This is a genomic window from Aeromonas sp. R2-2 (assembly GCF_040908355.1).
GTDB lineage: Bacteria > Pseudomonadota > Gammaproteobacteria > Enterobacterales > Aeromonadaceae > Aeromonas > Aeromonas veronii.
On the sequence record NZ_JBFODQ010000052.1, the window covers coordinates 48,351 to 69,610 of the forward strand.

17 protein-coding genes and 1 riboswitch are annotated in these 21,260 nt (G+C 58.3%); of the genes, 12 read left to right on the top strand and 5 right to left on the bottom strand.

Annotation, left to right across the window (positions count from 1 at the left end):
* Window positions 1-5 precede the first annotated feature (5 nt).
* The 4 genes from flgJ (at window position 6) to mgtE (ending at window position 6,118) form a co-directional block, all read left to right on the top strand.
* Complete coding sequence (flgJ, locus tag AB5Z09_RS09430; RefSeq protein ID WP_088869426.1) at window positions 6-1,079, top strand: flagellar assembly peptidoglycan hydrolase FlgJ; 1,074 nt, start codon at window positions 6-8, stop codon at window positions 1,077-1,079.
* A 3-nt stretch (window positions 1,080-1,082) separates the two neighbouring features.
* Window positions 1,083-3,086 carry a flagellar basal body rod C-terminal domain-containing protein gene (locus AB5Z09_RS09435; protein WP_368195132.1) on the top strand — a complete coding sequence of 668 codons (2,004 nt, stop codon included), beginning with the start codon at window positions 1,083-1,085 and terminating at the stop codon, window positions 3,084-3,086.
* Window positions 3,087-3,090: 4 nt separating this feature from the next.
* Window positions 3,091-4,299, top strand: a complete 1,209-nt coding sequence (gene flgL / locus AB5Z09_RS09440) for a flagellar hook-associated protein FlgL (RefSeq protein ID WP_107685157.1) — start codon at window positions 3,091-3,093, stop codon at window positions 4,297-4,299.
* Between the two features lie 183 nt (window positions 4,300-4,482).
* Window positions 4,483-4,652: riboswitch (M-box (ykoK) riboswitch) on the top strand.
* Between the two features lie 122 nt (window positions 4,653-4,774).
* Window positions 4,775-6,118, top strand: a complete 1,344-nt coding sequence (mgtE, locus tag AB5Z09_RS09445) for a magnesium transporter (protein WP_368195133.1) — start codon at window positions 4,775-4,777, stop codon at window positions 6,116-6,118.
* Between the two features lie 60 nt (window positions 6,119-6,178).
* Here the strand turns inward: mgtE and ppx are convergent, their stop codons facing one another.
* From ppx to AB5Z09_RS09460, 3 genes are all read right to left on the bottom strand, one after another.
* Window positions 6,179-7,669, bottom strand: a complete 1,491-nt coding sequence (ppx, locus tag AB5Z09_RS09450) for an exopolyphosphatase (RefSeq protein WP_368195134.1) — start codon at window positions 7,667-7,669, stop codon at window positions 6,179-6,181.
* Window positions 7,659-9,728, bottom strand: a complete 2,070-nt coding sequence (ppk1, locus tag AB5Z09_RS09455) for a polyphosphate kinase 1 (protein ID WP_368195135.1) — start codon at window positions 9,726-9,728, stop codon at window positions 7,659-7,661. The genes ppx and ppk1 overlap by 11 nt, the downstream gene beginning before the upstream one ends.
* Before the next feature lie 74 nt (window positions 9,729-9,802).
* Window positions 9,803-10,318 (bottom strand): glycine cleavage system protein R, encoded by a 516-nt coding sequence (locus tag AB5Z09_RS09460; RefSeq protein WP_368195137.1) that lies wholly within the window; start codon window positions 10,316-10,318, stop codon window positions 9,803-9,805.
* A gap of 196 nt (window positions 10,319-10,514) precedes the next feature.
* On the opposite strand from AB5Z09_RS09460, the gene AB5Z09_RS09465 reads away from it, so the two are divergent.
* From AB5Z09_RS09465 to AB5Z09_RS09485, 5 genes are all read left to right on the top strand, one after another.
* On the top strand, window positions 10,515-11,393 hold the full coding sequence (locus AB5Z09_RS09465) for a DUF2726 domain-containing protein (RefSeq protein WP_368195139.1): 879 nt from the start codon (window positions 10,515-10,517) through the stop codon (window positions 11,391-11,393).
* Window positions 11,394-11,661: 268 nt separating this feature from the next.
* Complete coding sequence (locus tag AB5Z09_RS09470; RefSeq protein ID WP_201955768.1) at window positions 11,662-13,083, top strand: sigma-54 dependent transcriptional regulator; 1,422 nt, start codon at window positions 11,662-11,664, stop codon at window positions 13,081-13,083.
* Between the two features lie 106 nt (window positions 13,084-13,189).
* The gene (locus AB5Z09_RS09475) at window positions 13,190-14,224 is read left to right on the top strand and encodes a PAS domain-containing sensor histidine kinase (protein WP_005334126.1); all 1,035 of its coding nucleotides are present in this window, start codon (window positions 13,190-13,192) and stop codon (window positions 14,222-14,224) included.
* Window positions 14,221-15,564, top strand: coding sequence for a sigma-54 dependent transcriptional regulator (locus tag AB5Z09_RS09480; protein WP_124929736.1), 1,344 nt, complete (start codon window positions 14,221-14,223; stop codon window positions 15,562-15,564). The genes AB5Z09_RS09475 and AB5Z09_RS09480 overlap by 4 nt, the downstream gene beginning before the upstream one ends.
* 141 nt (window positions 15,565-15,705) lie before the next feature.
* Window positions 15,706-16,467, top strand: a complete 762-nt coding sequence (locus AB5Z09_RS09485; RefSeq protein WP_021231048.1) for a Nif3-like dinuclear metal center hexameric protein — start codon at window positions 15,706-15,708, stop codon at window positions 16,465-16,467.
* A 239-nt stretch (window positions 16,468-16,706) separates the two neighbouring features.
* Here the strand turns inward: AB5Z09_RS09485 and purN are convergent, their stop codons facing one another.
* Window positions 16,707-17,345: a phosphoribosylglycinamide formyltransferase gene (gene purN / locus AB5Z09_RS09490; RefSeq protein ID WP_368195141.1), complete on the bottom strand. Its 639-nt coding sequence runs from the start codon at window positions 17,343-17,345 to the stop codon at window positions 16,707-16,709.
* Complete coding sequence (gene purM / locus AB5Z09_RS09495) at window positions 17,342-18,379, bottom strand: phosphoribosylformylglycinamidine cyclo-ligase (protein WP_108614386.1); 1,038 nt, start codon at window positions 18,377-18,379, stop codon at window positions 17,342-17,344. The genes purN and purM overlap by 4 nt, the downstream gene beginning before the upstream one ends.
* A gap of 176 nt (window positions 18,380-18,555) precedes the next feature.
* Here purM and upp point away from each other — a divergent pair, with 176 nt between their 5' ends.
* From upp to hda, 3 genes are all read left to right on the top strand, one after another.
* Complete coding sequence (gene upp, locus AB5Z09_RS09500) at window positions 18,556-19,182, top strand: uracil phosphoribosyltransferase (RefSeq protein ID WP_005334115.1); 627 nt, start codon at window positions 18,556-18,558, stop codon at window positions 19,180-19,182.
* Between the two features lie 150 nt (window positions 19,183-19,332).
* On the top strand, window positions 19,333-20,352 hold the full coding sequence (locus AB5Z09_RS09505) for a DUF2066 domain-containing protein (protein WP_368195142.1): 1,020 nt from the start codon (window positions 19,333-19,335) through the stop codon (window positions 20,350-20,352).
* 102 nt (window positions 20,353-20,454) lie between these two features.
* On the top strand, window positions 20,455-21,156 hold the full coding sequence (gene hda, locus AB5Z09_RS09510) for a DnaA inactivator Hda (RefSeq protein WP_021231044.1): 702 nt from the start codon (window positions 20,455-20,457) through the stop codon (window positions 21,154-21,156).
* The last annotated feature ends 104 nt before the right edge of the window (window positions 21,157-21,260 follow it).

Below are 21,260 nucleotides of genomic sequence, written 5' to 3' on the forward strand. Positions count from 1 at the left end.
GCAAAATGGCGGAGTTTGACAGCAACAGCGGCATGAATCTCGGGATGGTACAGGACATCAAGAACCTGGACCGCCTGCGCCAGATGAGCCAAAGCAAAGAGGGGCAGGCCGAAGCGCTCAAGAGTGCGTCACGCCAGTTCGAGTCAATCTTTACCCAGATGCTGTTTCAGAGCATGCGTCAGGCCAACGGGGTGTTGACTCAGGACAACCCGATGAACAGCAGCTATACCCAGTTCTATGAAGGGATGCTGGATGAACAGCGGGTTGCCGACATGTCCAACAAGGGGGGACTGGGATTGGCTGACATGGTGGCCAAGCAGCTCTCTCCCGAGACATTTACCCATCAGGATGGACGGGTGCTCAAGATGCCGCAGCGTACCGAACGGACCTACAAACCCTATCAGCCACCCACGGCCGCAGCAGATGATTTGATCTCGGCATCAAAAGTTGGCAAAGATTTTGCTGAAAGAGAGATGACCGAGGGGGTCAAGGAGAGCCACGCACTCACTATGCCCCGTCGACCGCACCGCAGCATTCCGCCCATGGGGCGCATGGCCAGCGAAGAGAGCAGTGCCACCGGTAGTGGGAGCAAGGAGTTCGATACGCCGGAAGAGTTCGTCAATCGCCTGATGCCGCTGGCCAAGAAAGCTGCCGACAAGTTGGGGTTAAGCCCGGCGGTACTGGTCGCTCAGGCGGCACTGGAGAGCGGTTGGGGCAAGCGGGTGATCAAGGATGGCGAGGGGCAGGTGACCCATAACCTGTTTGGCATCAAGGCCGATCCGCGCTGGGAAGGGCCAAAGGCGGTGGTCAGCACGCTCGAGTATGAGCAAGGCGTCGCCTCCCGCCAGAAAGCGGCATTTCGCTCCTATGAGTCGTTTGAAGAGAGCTTCAACGACTATGTGGACTTCCTCACTTCCGGCTCTCGCTACAAGGGAGCCCTGGCGAAGGTGGATAGTCCTGATCGCTACTTTGAGGCGCTGCAACAGGCGGGTTATGCCACCGACCCGCACTACGCCAGAAAATTGAAACAGGTATTGCGCAGTGACGCCATTGCCCAATACAACGAGATGGAGCTGTAACGTATGGCAAGCGACCTGCTTGGGATTGGTTCATCGGGCGTGCTGGCACAGCAACGCCTGCTGCAGACCACCAGTAACAACATAGTGAACGTCAATAGCCAGGGCTATGTGCGTGAGCGTACGCTGGTGTATACCAATACCATCGGTCTGGGGACCGGTGACATCAAGACCCAGCGGGTAATCAACGACTATATGCAGGGGGAGGTGCGCCGTGATACCTCTGCCTATCATGCCTCCCTGACCCATTATGAACAGCTGGCTGGCGTTGACAGCTTGCTTGGGGATACCAGCAACAGCGTGGGGGCGGCCATCACCTCCTACTTCAAGTCATTTCACTCTGCCAATGAATCGCCTGCCGAGATCGGTGGGCGCAAGGTGGTGATGACGGAGTTGAGTGGCATGGTCAACCGTTTTCATACCCTCTCGGCGCAGCTCGACAAGCAGAGCGATACCCTCAACACCCGTATCGAAGATGAAACCAAGCAGGTCAACAGCCTGCTCACCAGTATCAATGATCTTAATCAGGCCATCATCCGCACCCAGGGGTCACCCGAAGAGAACCTGATGCTGTTTGATCAGCGGGATGAGGCGATCCGCCAGCTGTCGGAGAAGATGGATATTCGCACCGTAGCCCAACCCAACGGCAGCATGCTGGTCAATATGAGCACTGGTCATTCGTTGATCCTCGATGGGGGCGTCGCCCAGTTCAAGGTGATTGCAGGAGATCCTGACTCCCGGGATCAGGAGCTGCAGCTGACCCTGGGGGCGAACAAGGCAACCATCGATCACGATACGTTTGGTGGTGCCATGGGGGGGCTGTTCAAGGCGCGTACCGACCTTGAGCCGACCAAGCGCGAACTGGGGCAGCTGGCCGTGGCGATGGCGGATGCGATGAACCAGCAGAACCGCCTCGGGATGGATCTGGATAACGAGATTGGCGGCGATATTTTCACCCTGCCTGCCAGCAAGGGCTTACCCTACGGCAATAACACCGGGACGGTCGGGGCGAATGTCAGCTTCGTGCCGGGCAAGGGGACATCAGTGACCCCGTTTGATTACGAAGTGCAATTTAGCAGTGCCACTGGTTATGAGGTGTTTTCGCTGGACAAGTCTGGCAATCGTACCTTGATCACTGCGGGGGCTACCCCACCAACAACCTTTGAGCTGACCGGGCACGGGATCTCGATCGATCTCACCGGCACGCCAGCTGCGGGTGACAGACTGTTGCTGCAACCGACCAAAAGTGCGGCCGCCGGTCTGGGTCAGTTGATCACCCGACCGGAAGATTTGGCCCTGGCCTCTCCGCTTAAAGCGGAAAAGACCACCAATAATGGCGGCGGGGCAGATATCAAACTGGGTGGCGTATTCAATACAGGTGCGGGGTCAGGTTTTGGTACCAATAGTCTGAGCCCGACAGCGCCTCAGGTGGTCAAAATTGATGCTAGTGGTAACTATCAGGTGTTTCAAGCCGATGGTACTACTCTGATAGGTACGGCCCCTGCGAGCAGCAAGGGGCAGAATTTGATGGCTGCTTTGCAACTGCCACCCCCCACTGGTGGACCAGCTTATCCAAACCCGAAACAGGCGCCCGGCTACGAGTTCAGCATCACCGGCAGGGTGGATGCCGGTGACAGCTTCAAGCTCAGTTACAACAGCAATGGCTTTGCCGATAACAGCAATGGCCTGGTTCTGGCCGAGCTGCAAAACAAGGATCTGGTGCGCAAGAGCACCAATGGCGGGACGACCAACGACAAGATGACCTTCAATCAGGCCTATTCCGGGTTGGTGATGGAAGTGGGTAACAATACCAGTCAGGCAAAAACGCTGCTCAAGGCCAATGAGTCCAAGCTTATCCAGAGCACCGGCATCTTTGAAAGCGTGTCAGGGGTCAATCTGGAGGAGGAGGCGGCCAATCTGATCCGCTTCCAGCAATCCTATGCGGCATCGGCGCAAATCGTCAGCACGGCCAAAACCATTTTCGATACACTGCTCTCTTCCGTGAGGTAACGTCATGCGCATCACCACCAACATGATCTACGACCGGAATTTATATTCCCTCAACAGTGCCAACGAGCGGTTGAATACTGCCTATCAACAACTGCAAACCGGCAATAAATTTCAGACAGCTGGAGAAGATCCCGCAGGGATGAGTCAGAAGATGGCACTGACCAAGGAGATTGACCTGTTCAAGCAGTACAGTGTCAATGGCAGCTTGCTGGAAAACAGCCTGGGGCATGAAGAGACAGTATTGGATTCTCTTAATACGGCAATGCTCAGTGCCCAGACCCTGATCCAGAAGTCAAATAACGGCTCTATCAGTGACGATGATCGCAAGGCCATCGCCAGCGAGCTTGAAGGGTTACAGCAGCAGATGTTCGACCTGATGAATAGCAAAAACTCATCGGGTGAATTTATATTTGGTGGCAATCAGAGCAAGACCCAGCCATATATAAAAGACGTCAACGGAAAATATATTTATCAGGGTGATCCAGGTCAGCGAAATATTCAGGTCTCACCCACAGTACAAATCGCTGCCAATGATTCCGGGCAGGATCTGTTTGAAATAGTGGCGACCAGAAGAACCGCCAGTGCAACCACCGCAAATATCAAGGTCGGGGTCGGCGATCAGGGTAACTTTGATACTTTCTACAAGTCCAATTATAACTCGGCACTGCCTAGCAACACCTATACCGTATCAACCACCATAGGCCCACCTGATACCTATGATATCAAGGATGCCGGTGGTACTACCCTGCAAACCGGTAACTATACTGCTGGCACCAAGATCCCCTTTAATGGTCTGGAGTTGACCCTTGATTTGCCTGCAGGTGGTGCGGCTCAGCAGTTTGATCTTAATCCACCGAAGAATGACAACATATTGAATGGTATGTCGGACTTTATTACGGCTCTGCGAGATCCGGCTATTTCTGCCGAGACCTTCGAGCAGAAAATAGCCGATGCCACCGTTCATATGAAAAATGCCCGCCTGAATATCGATCATGGGTTGGGTGAGTTGGGCGGCCGGATGAACAGTCTGGAACAGGCTATGGGCTCCAATGAGGGATTGAGTACCCTCAACGCCGAGGCGAGAGCCAAGGTGTCGGAAGCGGATCTCTATGAAGTGATTTCCGCGCTGTCAAAAGAGGATGCGGCATTGAGTGCCTCGCAACTCTCTTTCAGCAAAATAAGCCGTCTGACGCTATTTGACTATATTCGTTAATTAAAGAAGGGCCCCTTTGGGGCCTTTTCTTTTATCCAGGTTTTGTAAATTGGTTCCGTGTCATCTCCTGCCAATTGTAACAAGCTGTTGCCGTTGCCAATTTAATGGTGGTTGCGGGGTTGACCTCCCAGCGGGATTGGATAATCATGCCGCCCGCACAACAGAGGGTTGTGCGAATTATTTGCAGCATCTCGTTAGGCGAGGCTCCTGTATAAACACAGGCCACTGATCTCACGACGTCCAGAGACGCCCAAGATCAGGACAGTTTTCATCGGATTAAGGTGTAAACCCAAGTGGCTTCCGGCATGCCGGATACGTTATACAGTGCTAAAGCTGGTACGTGGGGATGATGACACGCCGAACGGCGTCATTTCCTGCCTATTACTCGTCAATCAAATTGCTGTTTTCTTGTCGTTGCCTCCGGCTATTTCCGGAGGCATTCAGGCTCGCCTGAAATCACATGAGGATATCTGTGATGAAGAAAACACATACCATTCTTAACCGTCACCAACTGCTCGATCTGGCCTCCCTGCAGGGTTGGCTGGAACATAATCTGGATCCGGTTCAGCGCGCCGATCAACTGTTGACCCTGCGTCCGGAAGAGCTCAACTGCATCTTTGATACCCTGCCAATCCCACAAGGGGCCGAACTGCTTGGTTCACTCTCGGCCGAGAGTGCCGGGCGCCTGTTGCAGCGGCTCCATGGCAGCATCGTCAGCGTGTTGCAGGAGGCTATTCCCCGCCGTGAGATGGTCGCCATCCTGCGCAAACTGGGTCGTCAGGATCGCACCATGTTGCTGGCTCGCTTCCCGACCCAGGCGCAGGCCATGTATTACTCCCTACTGGATTGGCCCACCGAGTCGGTGGGTGCCAACATGCGCCACGAATATCTGGCGGTGCGGGAGGAGGACACGGTCGGTCACGCCAAACAGCTGATCCACGATGCCTGGGACAATGCCCAGCTGTTTCGCCATATCTATGTGGTCAACGGGGATGGTCGTCTGCAAGGGAGCCTCTCCCTCAAGACCTTGCTGATCGCCGACCCGCTGGCCAACGTCGCGACACTGATGGATCGGGAGACGGTGCGGATCAACGCCCGTGCGGATCAGGAGTTGGCAGCGCGCCTGCTGATCGACCGCGACCTGTCGGTATTGCCGGTCGAGGATCAGGGGCGACTGGTCGGTATTTTCCACGTCGATGATGCTGCGGATATTCTGGAGCTCGAATCCACCGAGGATGCCGAGATGCAGGGTGGCTCCTCGCCACTCGATACTCCCTATCTGCAGGCGACTCCCTGGCAGCTGTGGCGCAAACGGGTGGGCTGGCTGCTTATCCTGTTTGTGGCGGAAGCTTACACCGGCACTGTTCTGCGGGCATTCGAGGAGCAGTTGGAAGCGGCCATTGCGCTGGCCTTCTTCATTCCGCTCCTGATCGGTACTGGTGGTAACAGCGGCACCCAGATCACCACCACCATAGTACGAGCCATGGCGGTCGGGGAGGTGAGTTTGCGCAATCTCGGCACAGTGCTGAAAAAGGAGCTCTCCACCGGTCTGCTCATTTCGGGTGCCATTGCCATGGCGGCCTGGGTACGGGCATGGAGTCTTGGCGTCGGTCCCCAGATTGGCATGGTGGTGACCTTTACCATCATCGCTATCGTGCTCTGGAGTGCCACGGTCGCGTCCATTATTCCCATGGTGCTGCGCCGTTTCCGCATCGATCCGGCGGTGGTCTCTGCGCCATTCATCGCGACGCTGGTGGATGGTACCGGCCTTATCATCTACTTCGAGATGGCCAAGTGGTTGTTGCCCGAGTTGCAGTAATCGGGAGATTGATATGAAAAAGGCAGCCATTGGGCTGCCTTTTGTATTTATCTTTCCGGTTTAGCCGAGCTGGAACAACAGTGGCCAGCCCTGCTCCTGACAGTAGCGGTGCTCCTTCTCCAGATTCTGCATCAGGAGACGGTTCTCTTCGCACCAGTCGATCGGCAGGGTCACGACCAGCTGATCCCCTTGTACCGCGACTTTCCACTCAGGCAGCAGGTCGTCCTGGCGCTTGTGATGAGCGGCGACCGCGAGGCGCAGGATGCGGATGCAGCGCAGCACCGTCTGCATGTCGTGGTTGGGCAGGGGCGGCAGCTCGGAGAGCTTGAGCCCCTTGCGCTGAAAGCGTACCAGCGCCGCCAGCAGGGCCTGATCGTCCTGGTTGAAGCCGGGCAGGTCGGTGTGTTGCAGGATATAGGCGGAGTGACGGTGAATGCCGCTGTAGTTGATGGCAAGGCCAATTTCGTGCAGCCGCGCCGCCCAGCCTAGGATGGCGCGATAGGGCTCTATCTCCATCTGCCAGGGCTCTTGCAAGGCATCGAACAGCGTCAGCACGCTCTGCTCCACCCGGGCGGCTTGTTTGCGGTCCATCCGGTAGTGGGTGCCGAGCGCCTGTGCGGTACGCTCGCGAATATCGTGGTGCTGCAAGCGCTCCTCGAATTCATAAAGCAACCCTTCGCGCAGGGCACCGTCGGAGTAGTCGAGCCGCTCGATGGGCAGCGAGGTAAACAGCCCGAGCAGGATGGCGACCGCAGCGGCAAACACCTCCTGGCGCTCCTCGGTCAGCCCTGTCAGCTTGAGGTTATCGACTCGCTTGCGCTCAATCATCAGCGCCTTGAGCCGCTCCAGCGCCTCCAGCGTAATGCTGCCGTCAGTCAGCCCTTCACCCTGCAGTATATCCCGTACCGTACGAATGGAACCTGAGCTGCCAAGGCAGCTCTGCCAGCCCAGCTTGCGGTACTGGTTGACGATGGGGGCGAGCTGGTGCTGCGCCTCCAGCACGGCATTGGTGAAGTTTTTCTCGCTCAGCTTGCCGCTGGCGAAGAAGCTTTGGGTAAAGCTGACGCAGCCCATCTTGCGACTGGTGAGGGCCTTGTGTTCAAACCCTTCACCGATGATGAGTTCGGTGCTGCCGCCGCCGATATCGATCACCAGTACCTGGCCCTCGATATGCTGGGTATGGGCAACCCCCTGATAGATGAGGCGTGCTTCTTCCTGCCCGCTGATGATCTCGATGGGGTGGTTGAGCACCTTGGCTGCTTCACTCACAAATTCGCGCGCGTTGCTGGCACGGCGCAGGGTATAGGTACCTGCGATGCGGATCTGGTCCGGTTTAATATTGGTGAGGCGCTCGGCAAAGAGTGACAGGCAGGCGAGGCCGCGTTCCATCGCCTCCGGGCTCATCCGCTTCTGCTCATCCATCCCTTCCGCCAGCCGTACTCGCTCCTTGATGCGATCGACGATGCGAAAACGCCCTTCGCTCAGATGGGCGATCACCATATGAAAACTGTTGGAGCCGAGATCCACGGCGGCATAGAGACTATTGTCCATTGTTTGACTCGATACGTTTGAGATAGTCGTAAATCGCCACCTGAGAGCGGATCTTGCGGCGGTTGCCCCGCTTCACATATTCGTTCTGCTGGTCGGCATCAATGACCCGCGCCTTGCATGTATCACTCAGTTGTAGTTCGAGAATGTCCATGATGCGCTGCTTGAGGCGCTCATCATAAATGGGGGTGCCCACCTCAATACGGCCGTCGATATTGCGGCTCATCCAGTCGGCGCTGGAGATATAGAGCTGGGGGTTGCCCTTGTTGTGGAACACCATCACCCGCGGGTGCTCGAGGAAGCGGTCGATGATGCTGATCACCTTGATGTTGTCACTGAGGCCCGGTACGCCCGGACGCAGGGCACACATGCCACGGATGATCATCTGGATCGATACTCCCGCCTGCCCGGCGGCATAGATGCGGTTGATGAGATCCTTGTCCACCAGATTGTTGATCTTGAGGATGATACCGCTCGGCTGACCCGCCTTGGCGTTGGATAGCTCGTTGTCGATGAGACGATAGAGCTGACGGCGGCTGTTGATGGGGGAGACCAGCAGGTGGTTGAATTTGTATCGCTTATAGGGGTACTCGATGTATTCAAACACCCCTTCCACTTCGGCGGTGATATCCGGATTGCGGGTCAGCAGCGAGAAGTCGGTGTAGATCTTGGCGGTCTTCTCGTTGAAGTTGCCGGTGCCGATATGGGCATAGCGCACCGCCTCGCCATTTTCGTGGCGGGTGATGAGGCAGAGCTTGGAGTGGATCTTGAGGCTCGGCACCCCGAACACCACCTTGACCCCGGCATCGGTGAGAATATTGGCCCAGTCGATGTTGGCCGCCTCGTCGAAACGGGCGCGCAGCTCGACCACCACGGTCACCTTCTTGCCGTTGTTGGCGGCATCGATGAGGGAGTGGATGATCCGCGACTTCTTGGCGACCCGGTAGATATTGATGCGAATGGCGCTCACCGCCGGATCGAACGCCGCCTGGCGCACCAGCTCGGTGAAGTGGTGGAACTTGTGGTACGGGTAGTAGAGCAGGATATCCTGCTTGGTAATCGCATCGAAGGCGTTGACGAAACCGTCAAAATCGCGGCAATCGAGGGCCGGCAGCTTGGGGTTTTCCAGATAGTCACGACCCACGTTGGGGAAGCCGATGAAATCCTTGAAGTTGTGGTAACGCCCGCCCGGCATGATGGCATCGTAGGAGCTGATCTGCAGCTTGAGCTTGAGGAAGCTTATCATGGCAGCGGGCATCTCCCGCTCATAGACGAAGCGCACCGGCATTGCGGTGAGGCGCTGCTTCAAGCCGTCACTCATCTTGTCCACCAGGCTCAAGTCCAGCTGGTCGGAGAGATCATATTCGGCATCCCGGGTCAGCTTCACCGCATAGGCGGCAATCTCGTCGTAGTCGAAGAAGCCCTTGAAGATCTCGTCGAGGCAGAAGCGGATGACGTTATCCAGAATGATGATCTGCTTCTTGCGGCGGGTCCCTTCCGGCGGCAGCTGGAAGAAGCGGGGCAGGTCGTCGGTCGGCACTTCCACCAGGGCGTACTGGATCACCTGACCGTTCTTCTTCATCTCGATGGCCAGATAGGTATACTCATCCTTGAGGAATTTGACCGGATTGACCTCCTTGTTGAGCAGGATCGGGATGATGTGACGCAGCACCTTCTCCTTGAAGAAGACCCGCAGCCACTTCTGAATGGCATCGGAGAGCTGGTTCTCGTTGACCAGAAAGATGTTGTGGCGGGCCAGCGCAATCAACAGCTCTTTATAGGTGTTGTCGAACGCTTCACCGAGCGCCATCACTTTTTGCTGGATGGCGCGCAGCAGCACTTTCGCTTCATCGTCGCCACCATGTACTTCATTGATGAGGATGCGACGCTTGACGTCCGATACCCGTACCTTGAAGAATTCATCCTGGTTGGAGGAGAAGATCCCCAGAAAACGAACCCGCTCGATGAGGGGCACCGTCTTGTCCATTGCCTCTTGCAACACCCGTTCATTGAATGAGAGCCAGCTCAGCTCTTTCTCTTCATACTGCTTGTCGGTGCTCATCTTGTGCCTCTGTTTCAGGTCGCGTCTGCGCGGCAGTTATGGCGTTAATATATGACAAATAAATGACAGTCTTGTTACTGCTCGCTGAACGCTTCGTCGATGTCGACCACCAGATCGTCGGAGAGGGATTCCAGCGCGGTGATGAGGGTATCCATCGCGAGCCCGTCGGGCAGGGCAACCAGCGCATGGGCATAGAAGAGCGGGGCGCTGGAGTGGGGAGCCGGTTCACAGCCGGTGGTGAGATCGGCCACGTTGATCTCGAGCTGGCGCAGGATGCTGGCTACTTCATGGACGATGCCGGGGCGGTCGTTGCCGGTCACTGTCATCATGACTTGATGGGCTGGCTCGGCGGTAGGTGTCCCTTCGGCAAAGCTGATGGTCAGACCCGGTAGCAGGGCCAGTGCTTCGCACAGGCTGCGATAGTGCTCATCGGGGACAGAGACATGAAGGATACCGGCAAACTGGCCCGCCAGTTCGCTCATGGCGCTGCCCAGCCAGTTGCCCTGCTCGCGGCTGATGACTGCAGCCAGACTCTCGACGATACCGGGTTTGTCTGCACCGATCACGGTGACCACCAATTGCTTTTGCATCCTGCTCTCCTTGAAATGGGATTTCTTGCTCTATCCCTATTGTGCCTGCTGGGACTGGTCATATGAACCCCCGCCTGCTGACAAATAGATAAAAAGACGGGACTTTTCACTTTCTATACACGGGTCTGCTGCCTTGCTCCGTGGCGGCTGTGGTAAAGTATTTCCCCTTTCGTGTCGTGAACTGGATCGTGCTCTCATGAATACCCTTGTCCTATCGGGATTGTTGTTGCTGGCGCTGCTTGTGCTGGCGATCTTCTGGAGCAGAGGCAGACAGCAAAAGCGCCTGCCCTATGATATGCAGGAGACCCTGTTCAGTCCCGCCGAACGATCGTTCCTTGGGGTGCTGGATCTGGCGGTGGGTGACAAGGCCCGGGTCTTTGCCAAGGTGCGGGTGGCCGATGTGCTGACGCCGCAGGCCGGGATCGGCAAAAGCAAATGGCAGCAGTACTTCAACAAGATCAGCGCCAAGCATTTCGACTATCTGCTTTGCCACCCCGCGGATCTCTCCTTTATCTGCGCCATCGAACTCGATGACAGCTCCCACCGCCATCAGAAGCGCAAGGCGCGGGATCTCTTTCTGAAAACCGCCTGCGACAGCGCCGGTCTGCCGTTGCTGCAGATCCCGGCAAGTGCCAGCTATCTGGTGGAAGAGCTGCGCGAACAGATCCTGCCGCTGCTGGTCAAAACCAGCGAACCGGTGATCGACGATTTGCCGCACGGGGCGCGCCGCGAGCCGACGTTCAATCCTCTGCTGCTGGACGGCGTGGATGTCGGTGCCGGGATGCGTGGCCGCAATGCCCATGCCGAGGCGATCTCGCCTGCGTCGCTCCACGAGCCCGCCATCCAGGCCAAGGGGATGGTGGAGGCGCCACAGAGTGAGGGTGAGCTGGTCGATAGCCTGTTCGCCGATGTAGAGGATGACGAGGAGCATGAAGTACACCACTGCCCCCGCTGTGATGCGCCGCTGGTGGAGCGGGAGGCGAAAAAAGGCCCCCACGCCGGTCGACTCTTTCTGGCTTGCAGCCGTTTTCCCGAGTGTCGTTACGCGGCGCCGCACCACCATAATCGCCACTGAATGCGCTTCACCGTGTCCCATGCTGCCCTCTGACGAGGGCAGTTTTCTTTCCGCTATTGGCGGCGTTTGTTAACGGCGCCAATGCAGAAAATTCCTCGGCAAAATTTATCTAATCTCCCGTTTCTGTCGATACACTTAGCCTGAATACGACAATTTTTGACAATGTGTCGGAATTTTGGCACTTTGTGTGCCAGCAAAAAGACAGTCGGTAGCTGTTTTATCATCAAATAAAACAATAAGTTAGTTCAGGACATCGCGAGGAATGGATATGGTGGAGATGGGCGTGTTGATTGTTGATGCCGATGCGCAGCGGCGCCAACAGTTGGGAACCGTGCTCTCGTTTATGGGGATCCCGTGGCAGGAGGTGGCACAAAGCGATCTGGATGTGGCCATCGAATCCTCCGGTCCGCTGCAAGGGGTACTGGTAGGTGAGCTGACCGACCGTCCCTTGTCAGAGCTGCTGGCTGCCTTCCCCCGTACCCCCTTCCTCTCGCTGGTTGAGGCCGATCTGCCCAACAGCAACTTTATCGGGGTCGCGCTCTCGCCCTTTACCTATGAATCCCTTACCCGTCATCTGCACTTCTGTCAGGCGTTCGTCTCCTTGCATCCTCGTCAGCAGACCCATGACAAGGGTCAGGCCCTGCTGCGCTTGCTGGTGGGCAAAGGGAAGGGGATCCAGGAGGTACGCCGGCTCATCAGCCAGGTGGCCGAGACCGATGCCAACGTGCTGATCCTCGGGGAGTCTGGCACTGGTAAAGAGGTGGTGGCGCGCGCCATCCACGAACTCTCTTCCCGAAGCCAAGGCCCCTTCGTGCCCATCAACTGCGGAGCCATTCCCGCCGAGCTGCTGGAGAGCGAACTGTTCGGCCACGAGAAGGGAGCCTTTACCGGCGCCATCGCGGCCCGTCGTGGTCGCTTCGAGCTGGCGCAGGGGGGCACCCTGTTTCTCGACGAGATCGGCGACATGCCGATGCCGATGCAGGTCAAACTGCTGCGGGTGTTGCAGGAGCGGTTGTTCGACAGGGTTGGTGGCGGCAAGCCCATTCAGGCCGATGTGCGCATCATCGCGGCGACCCACCGGGATCTGGAGGCGATGATCCGCACTCAGGGTTTCCGCGAAGATCTCTACTACCGCCTCAACGTTTTCCCCATAGAGACGCCGCCGCTGCGGGATCGTATCGACGACATTCCGCTGCTGCTGCAGGAGCTGCTCAATCGCCATGCCGAGCAGCACCATGGCTTTATCCGGTTGACCCAGCGTGCGCTGGAGTCGCTGATGCAGTACCCCTGGCCCGGTAACGTGCGCGAGCTATCCAACCTGCTGGAGCGGCTGCTGATCCTCTACCCGCACCAGATCGTCGATGTGGCCGATCTGCCGAGCCGTTATCGCCTGCTGCCGAGCGAGCCGCGGGATGAGCGGCTGACCGAGATGGATGAACGGGATGCGCTGGCGGCGGTGTTCCAGGAGCCGCCCGAGCTGGATCACTCCCTCGCCTCGGCCCGCACCATGCAGCTGCCGGAGGAGGGGGTCAACCTCAAAGAGATGCTGGCCGACCTTGAAGTGGAGCTGATCCGTCAGGCGCTGGAGTCTCAGGACGGGGTCGTGGCCCGCGCCGCCGATCTGCTTGGCATGCGGCGTACTACCCTAGTGGAGAAGATGAAAAAGTACGGGATGAGCAAGGACGTCTAAGGGTCAAAGCCTTGACGCCAATACGCAATCCATTGTTTTAGTTAATATAATTTAGTGGCATGGAAATTGAATAACCTGACCCAATAGCCAGTTTGAGGTCAGGTTTATGACAATCCAGCAGCAGGACATGCCACTCCAGTCCCACGAAGTGAGCCAGCTCTATGCCATCTTCAAGGCGCTCCCCACCGGGGTGTTGCTGCTTGACGGGGCAGGGGTGGTCACCCGCGCGAACCCGGCGGCCATCTCCCTGCTGGGGGAGCCGCTGGAAGGGGAGCTCTGGCGTCACATCATTGCCCGCTGCTTCGAGCCGCGGGAGGATGATGGTCACGAGATCTCCCTGCGCGACGGGCGCCGGGTCCAGCTCTCGACCCAACCGCTGCCGGATCAGCCCGGCCAGCTGGTCTTTATCAACGACCTGACCGAAACCCGCAAACTGCAAGACCGCATCAACCACATGAAGCGGCTGTCGGCGCTGGGCAATATGGCGGCCTCGCTCGCCCACCAGATTCGCACGCCGCTCTCCGCGGCCATGCTTTATGCCGCCAATCTGGCCAACCGCACCCTCAAGCCGGAATCTCGCACTCAGTTTCAGCAAAAGCTGATGGCCCGTTTGCAGGATCTGGAGAAGCAGATCAACGACATCCTGCTGTTCGCCCGCAATGGCGACAATCAGGTGGTCACCCCCATCTCGGTACAAGGGCTGCTGGCCGAAGTGCAGGCCGGTGCCGAGGCCTTCTGTCAGCAACAGGGCTGCGAGCTGCACATGGAGGCGCCAGAGCCCGATCTCTGTCTGCTGGCCAACAGCAGCGCGTTGGCGGGAGCCATCAACAATCTGATTGCCAATGCCCAGCAGGCGGGGGCCACGTCACTCTTGGTCAGCGCGGTGCGCAGCGGTGCCCGGGTGGAGATGCGGGTCATCGATAATGGCAAGGGGATCCCTTCCCATCAGCTCGGTCAGGTATTCGAACCCTTCTTTACCACTCGCTCCCAAGGCACTGGTCTCGGACTGGCGGTGGTGCAATCTGTAGTGCGTGCCCATCAGGGGGAGGTCGGTGTGGCCTCGGTTCCCGGTGAAGGCACCTGCTTTACTCTGTCGTTCCCCCTGCATCAGCAACCGGTGCAGCTTGGAGGTGTAGCATGACACAGGCCAGGATCCTGGTAGTTGAAGATGACAATGGCCTGCGCGAAGCGCTGGTGGACACCCTGTTACTGGGGGGTTATGAGTGCCGTGAAGCGGACAGCGGCGAGCGGGCTCTGCTGGCCCTCTCCCGTCAGCCGTTTGACATGGTGATCTCCGATATCCAGATGGGGGGGATGGACGGTCTCACCTTGCTGGCCACCATCCGCCAGCAATATCCGCAGATCCCTGTGCTGCTGATGACCGCCTACGCCAACATCGATGGCGCGGTGCGCGCCATGCGCGAAGGGGCCATCGACTATCTGGCCAAGCCATTTTCGCCGGAGGTGCTGCTTAATCAGGTTAGCCGCTATGTGCCCGCCCAGAAGGTGGAGAAGCGCGCCGTGGTCTATGGGGATCCCAAAACTGCCGAGCTGTTCCAGCTGGCGACCCGGGTGGCCAGAAGTGAAGCGACCGTGATGGTGACCGGCCCGAGCGGAACGGGTAAAGAGGTGCTGGCCCGTTACATTCACGATAACTCCAGCCGCGCCGAGCAGCCTTTCGTCGCCATCAACTGCGCCGCCATTCCGGAAAACATGCTGGAGGCGACCCTGTTTGGCTACGAGAAGGGGGCCTTCACCGGTGCGGTGCAGGGGTGCCCCGGCAAGTTCGAGCAGGCGCAGGGGGGTACCCTGCTGCTCGACGAGATCACCGAGATGGATCAGGGGCTGCAAGCCAAATTGCTGCGGGTACTGCAGGAGAAAGAGGTGGAGCGGCTCGGCAGTCGCAAGATGATCCCGCTGGATGTGCGGGTCATCGCCACCAGCAACCGGGATTTGAAAAAAGCGGTGCAGGATGGCCTGTTTCGCGAAGATCTCTACTATCGCCTCAACGTCTTCCCGCTGCGCTGGTCTGCCCTGAGTGAGCGGCCCGGGGATATTCTGCCGCTGGCGGAGCACCTGCTGGCACTTCATGCCAGTCAGCAGGGGCTGCCGACACCACAGTTGACGGATGCCTCGCGGGAACGGCTGCTGGCTCACCCCTGGCCCGGCAACGTGCGGGAGCTGGATAACGTGGTTCAGCGCGCCTTGATCCTCAGCCCCGACGGGGTCATTGATTGTGACCACCTCATTCTGGAAGAGCTGGACGAGCAGGAGATGGAGTTTGTCAGCGTGGAGCGCAGCTATGGCGGCGATCGCCTCGGCAGCGAGCTCAAGCAGCAGGAGCACCAGATCATCCTCGACACCCTGCAAGATTGTAACGGCAGCCGCAAGGCGGTGGCCGATCGGCTCGGCATCAGCCCGCGCACCCTGCGCTACAAGCTGGCCCAGATGCGGGAGGCGGGGATCGACCTGCCAGCCTGAGGCCGGGAGGGAAACCGCACTGTGTGGGGGCTGTCATGGTCTTGACGGCCCGGCTCGATTATCATGGGGCCCTTGGCGCTTTGAGCCTGGGCCCTGTTTTTATTGGTAAAGCAGGGGACCGAGCCTTAATAAGGGACCCCTATGATCTCTCATCGAAAACTCGAAACCGTACTGAACCATCTGCTCGAACCGCACGCCATCAAGGATTACTGCCCCAACGGCTTGCAAGTGGAGGGGCGCGAGCGCATTCGCAAGGTGGTGACCGGTGTCACCGCCAGTCAGGCGCTTATCGACGCGGCGGTGGCTGCCGAAGCCGATGCCATTCTGGTCCATCACGGCTACTTCTGGAGCGGTGAACCGGCCCAGATCACCGGCATGAAGCAGCGTCGGCTCAAGACCCTGCTGACCCACGATATCAACCTGTTTGCCTACCATTTGCCGCTGGATGTCCATCCCGAGGTGGGTAACAACGCCCAGCTAGCCAAGCTGCTCGACATCAAGGTACGCCGCGGTCTGGAGCCGTGGAACAGCAAGAGCGTCGCCATGGTGGGCAAGCTGGAAGAGCCGATGAGCGGCGCCGACTTTGCCAAATTGATTGCCGAGCGCCTTGGCCGCGAACCCCTCTATTGTGGCGATACAGGCCCCGAGCTTATCCGTTCCGTGGCCTGGTGCACCGGTGGCGGTCAGAGCTACATCAATCTGGCGGCGGAGCAGGGCATCGATGCCTTTATCTCCGGTGAAGCCTCAGAGCAGACCATTCACACCGCCCGCGAGATGGGGATGCACTTCTACGCCGCTGGCCATCACGCCACCGAGCGTTACGGCGTCAAGGCGCTGGGGGAGTGGCTGGCGACTGTGCATGGGCTGGATGTGACCTTTATCGATATCGACAATCCGGTCTAAACCTGTCCACGATCTGGCTACGAAACCGTGATCAAGGCTCATGTGCTGCTCGCTTATGTATACAGCAAAGAGTGCTCACGTATGTCCATACGCTCCGGTTCCTGGGCAGCTTGTAACCTTGTTGACGGTTTCTCGCTGCAGGTCGTGAACAGGTTTAAGCCTGTGCCTGTGGTGGGAAAATTCAGGAAATAAAAAGGAGGCCATCAGCCTCCTTTTTCACATTTCGACAAGACGTCTGCTTACTCGCAGGCGTAACCCGCGGGGCCCAGCAGGGCGCCATCCAGTTGCACGGCGCCATCTATCATCTGCAGCCTGCCTTCGCAGAACCAGCGCACCACCAGCGGGTAGATGCTGTGCTCCTGCGCCTGCACCCGTGCTGCTACCTCGTCCGCAGTGTCCCCTTCAAAGATGGGCACGCGGGCCTGCAGGATAACCGGGCCACCATCCAGCTCTTCGGTGACGAAGTGGACGCTGGCGCCATGCTCACTATCACCGGCATCGATAGCGCGCTGGTGGGTGTGCAGGCCCTGATACTTGGGCAGCAGGGAGGGGTGGATATTGATCATTCTGCCGGCGAAATGGCGCACCAGATCGCCGCTCAATATCCGCATAAACCCGGCCAGCACCACCAGATCCGGCTGATAGTCTGCCATCAGCGCCAGCAGGGCGGCGTCATACTCCTCCCGGCTGGCAAACTGCTGCTGGGCCAGAATGGAGGTCGCCACCCCCGCTTCTTTGGCGCGAACCAGACCATAGGCATCGGCCTTGTTGCTGATAACGCCGACCACTTCACCGGCAATCTTGCCGCTGGCGCAGTGGTCGAGGAGCGCCTGCAGGTTGCTGCCGCTGCCAGAGATTAGGACGAGGATCCGCATCATTTGATGACGACCTGCTCCTCACCGTCTGCTGTCTTGGCGATATGACCGATGTGCCATGCGTTCTCGCCTTCTGCCTTGAGCAGGGTCAGCGCCTTCTCCAGCTGGTTGGCGGGCAGGGCGATGATCATGCCGACGCCGCAGTTGAAGGTGCGATACATCTCGTGACGGGTGACGTTGCCAGCCTGCTGCAGCCAGCTGAACACCGCCGGCCACTGCCAGCTCTGCTCATCGATCACCGCTTGGGTGTTGGCGGGCAGGACACGGGGGATGTTCTCCCAGAAGCCACCGCCGGTGATGTGGGAGAGGGCGTGGATCTCGCACTCCTTGATGAGCTTGAGCACAGGTTTCACATAGATGCGGGTCGGCTCCAGCAGGGCGTTGGCCAGAGTGGTGTCACCCAGCGGCTGATGCACGTCGGCTTTGGAGACTTCCAGAATTTTACGGATCAGGGAGAAGCCGTTGGAGTGAGGGCCGCTGGCAGCCAGGGCGATCAGGGCATCCCCTTCACCGACCTTGCTGCCGTCGATGATTTCGCTCTTCTCCACCACACCGACGCAGAAACCGGCGATGTCGTAGTCTTCCCCTTCATACATACCCGGCATCTCGGCGGTCTCGCCGCCCACCAGGGCACAGCCTGATTGCTCGCAACCGGCACCGATCCCGGTGACTACCGCGGCTGCGGTGTCCACGTCCAGCTTGCCGGTCGCATAGTAGTCGAGGAAGAACAGCGGCTCGGCGCCCTGTACGATCAGGTCATTGACGCACATGGCCACCAGATCGATGCCCACGGTGTCGTGCTTCTTCAGGTCGATGGCCAGCCGCAGCTTGGTGCCCACACCATCGGTACCGGAGACCAGTACCGGCTCCTTGTAGCCCGCAGGGATTTGACACAAGGCCCCAAAGCCGCCAAGACCACCAAGGACTTCAGGACGACGAGTGCGCTTTGACACGCCCTTGATACGTTCAACCAGTGCATTGCCGGCATCGATATCTACGCCAGCATCCTTGTAGCTCAGTGAGGTTTTGTCAGTCACGAGTATTCCCCGTCATGTAAAGAAGTGGAGGGTAAAATTCGGGGCGTATTCTAACAGTGGCGGTGAAAAACCAGAAAGGAAATCGTTTGCGCGTTTTTGCGCGGAAATGCTCTACAAGCGGTGGCTTTTGTTGTATGATTCCGCGATTTTTTTGCGGCAGGTTAGAGGAGATAATAATGAAAGTCGTTGAAGTCAAACACCCCCTGGTCAAACACAAGATCGGTCTGATGCGTGAAGGCGATATCAGCACCAAGCGTTTCCGTGAACTGGCCAAAGAAGTGGGCAGTTTGTTGACCTATGAAGCGACCTCTGACTTCGAAACCGAGAAGGTTATCATCGATGGCTGGAATGGGCCAGTAGAAGTTGACCAGATCAAAGGCAAGAAGGTAACCGTCGTACCTATCCTGCGTGCCGGCCTTGGCATGATGGATGGCGTGCTGGAGCACATGCCGAGTGCCCGTGTCAGCGTGGTCGGTATCTACCGCGATGAAGAGACCCTGCAACCGGTTCCCTATTTCGAGAAGATCGTCAGCAACATCGAAGAGCGTCTGGCGCTGGTCATCGACCCGATGCTGGCCACCGGCGGCTCCATGATCGCCACCATCGATCTGCTGAAGAAGAAAGGCTGCCAATCCATCAAGGTGCTGGTACTGGTTGCCGCGCCGGAAGGGATCAAGGCGCTGGAAGCCGCACACCCTGACGTAGAGCTCTACTGCGCTTCTGTCGACCAGGGGCTGAACGAGAAAGGCTACATCGTGCCGGGTCTGGGCGATGCAGGCGACAAGATCTTCGGTACCAAATAAGTTTATGCCTTGACCTGCTTCCCATGTGGAAGGGGTGATCGGAGCCGGCGCATCGCCGGCTCTGCTGTTTGTGGCCGCTTGTGCCAGCCTTGCCGCAGGACGCGCCTTGCCGCTACCATAAGCACACTCTCCCATTTCGAGACTCTGTTCATGTTCAAACGTGTTGTGACCGCCCTCTGCTGCGGCTTGTCATTTATGGCCTCGGCCGCTCAGGTGACCGACCTCTATCAGGGCAAGGCCCCGACCAGTGGCGACATGGTGGCCGCTCAAGGGCAGGCACTGGGCCAGGTGCTGATCAAGGTCACCGGCAAGCGCGACATCCTCACCCAGCCGGTGGTGGTCAAGGCGCTGGCGGCTCCGGGCGACTATGTCAAAAGCTATGGCTATCAGGATCAGAACTCCGTCAAGTATCTGAAAGCCGAGTTCAAGAGTGACAAGGTCAACAGCCTGGTCTCCGAGAGCCAGTTTGCCCTGCTTGGCCCAGCTCGTCCCCAAATGGCGATCTGGCTGGTGGTGGAGCAGGGTGAGCGCCGCCTGCTGGCGGATCAATCCAGCGATGGTTGGGCGCAAGCCTTGCGCGAGCAGGCCCAGACGCTGGGGCTGCCCATCAGCATTCCGCTGATGGATCTCGATGACAACATGGCGGTCAGTGCCACCGACGTCTGGGGACGCTTTGCCGACCCGATTTTGCAGGCAAGCCAGCGCTATGGCGCCGAGATGGTGGTGTTGGGCAAGCTGACACCGGAAGGTGACAAGTGGAGCATCGATTGGGGACTCTACGGCCCCAAAGCGGCCGGTGAAGTGACCGAGTTGACCCGTGGTAATAGCACCGGCACTCAGGCCGAAGTGGCGCAAGGGTTTGCCGATACCCTGGCGGCCTTGCTGGTGAAAAACTACGGTGCCCGCATTTCTGGTCCAGCAACCAGCCAGACCCTGGTGGTAGATGGCCTCTCCGAAGTGGACAGCATGATCGCCGTGCAGAAGATGCTGCAGGGGATGGCCAACGTCAGCAAGGTGGCGATCGGCAAGCTGGAGGGGGACCAGGTCACCTTCAACTTTACCCTGCAAGGGGATCAGGCCGAACTGGTGCGGGCACTGCAGCTTGAGAGTCGTTTGCGCAAGGTTGACGATAATGGCAGCGGTTTGCGTTACCAATGGTCGCAGCCCTGATTTTATAAGGCTTTTGTAGACCGCCCGGCTTGTCCGGGCGGTTCTCTATCTGCCATTGCGATGGTACACTTAGCCACAAATGTCACAGTCAAAGCCCAACGAGTGAAGCAACCGGCCCAACTGTCTTTAGCCGTACAACTACCGGATGATGAAACCTTCGTCAGTTTTTATCCCGGCACCAATGCTCATCTGATCACCGCCCTCAAAAACGCGGCCATCGGTCAGGGATCACCTTTCCTCTATTTCTGGGGGGCCAAGGGATCCGGACGCTCTCATCTGCTCCACGCCACCTGTGCCGAGGTCAACGCCCGCGATGCGGCGGCGGCCTATCTCTCCCTCGATCAATTTGAACAGCTCGATCCCAGCATGCTCGATGCCCTCGAAAGCTTGCCGCTGGTCTGTCTAGACAGCCTTGAGGCGATCGCCGGCAATGCCGTGTGGGAGCGGGCGCTGTTTGATTTCTACAACCGCTGGCAGGAGAAGGGCGAGGGGACGCTGGTGGTCACTGGCTGCAGCGCACCGCGCAAACTGGGGCTGCAACTGCCGGATCTCGCTTCGCGCCTCGATTGGGGGGTGAGTTTCCATCTCGAAGAGCTGGATGACGAAGGCAAGCTCAGTGCCCTGCAGCTGCGTGCCGAGCTGCGGGGCTTCAAATTGCCCATCGATGTGGGCCGCTTCCTGCTCAACCGACTCTCCCGCGATATGCGCACTCTGCTTACCACCCTCAATCAGCTCGACAACGCCTCATTTCGCGCCAAGCGCAAGCTGACCATCCCCTTTGTCAAAGAGATCCTCGAGCTCTGATCCTCTCTGCGGTGTGCGGTTGTGGCCTGACTTTCGTTTGAATGGTAGATAAAAAGAAACCCCGGCATCAGGCCGGGGTTTTGCTATCTCAAGGGGGCTCTGTC

Coding starts and splice junctions, on each gene's coding strand:
- AB5Z09_RS09435 (WP_368195132.1), top strand. CDS start 1,083: ATGGCAAGCGACCTGCTTGGGATTGGTTCATCGGGCGTGCTGGCACAG.
- AB5Z09_RS09480 (WP_124929736.1), top strand. CDS start 14,221: ATGACACAGGCCAGGATCCTGGTAGTTGAAGATGACAATGGCCTGCGC.
- ppk1 (WP_368195135.1), bottom strand. CDS start 9,728: ATGAGCACCGACAAGCAGTATGAAGAGAAAGAGCTGAGCTGGCTCTCA.
- AB5Z09_RS09465 (WP_368195139.1), top strand. CDS start 10,515: ATGAATACCCTTGTCCTATCGGGATTGTTGTTGCTGGCGCTGCTTGTG.
- purN (WP_368195141.1), bottom strand. CDS start 17,345: ATGATGCGGATCCTCGTCCTAATCTCTGGCAGCGGCAGCAACCTGCAG.
- AB5Z09_RS09460 (WP_368195137.1), bottom strand. CDS start 10,318: ATGCAAAAGCAATTGGTGGTCACCGTGATCGGTGCAGACAAACCCGGT.
- flgL (WP_107685157.1), top strand. CDS start 3,091: ATGCGCATCACCACCAACATGATCTACGACCGGAATTTATATTCCCTC.
- flgJ (WP_088869426.1), top strand. CDS start 6: ATGGCGGAGTTTGACAGCAACAGCGGCATGAATCTCGGGATGGTACAG.
- AB5Z09_RS09475 (WP_005334126.1), top strand. CDS start 13,190: ATGACAATCCAGCAGCAGGACATGCCACTCCAGTCCCACGAAGTGAGC.
- ppx (WP_368195134.1), bottom strand. CDS start 7,669: ATGGACAATAGTCTCTATGCCGCCGTGGATCTCGGCTCCAACAGTTTT.
- AB5Z09_RS09485 (WP_021231048.1), top strand. CDS start 15,706: ATGATCTCTCATCGAAAACTCGAAACCGTACTGAACCATCTGCTCGAA.
- upp (WP_005334115.1), top strand. CDS start 18,556: ATGAAAGTCGTTGAAGTCAAACACCCCCTGGTCAAACACAAGATCGGT.
- AB5Z09_RS09470 (WP_201955768.1), top strand. CDS start 11,662: ATGGTGGAGATGGGCGTGTTGATTGTTGATGCCGATGCGCAGCGGCGC.
- mgtE (WP_368195133.1), top strand. CDS start 4,775: ATGAAGAAAACACATACCATTCTTAACCGTCACCAACTGCTCGATCTG.
- AB5Z09_RS09505 (WP_368195142.1), top strand. CDS start 19,333: ATGTTCAAACGTGTTGTGACCGCCCTCTGCTGCGGCTTGTCATTTATG.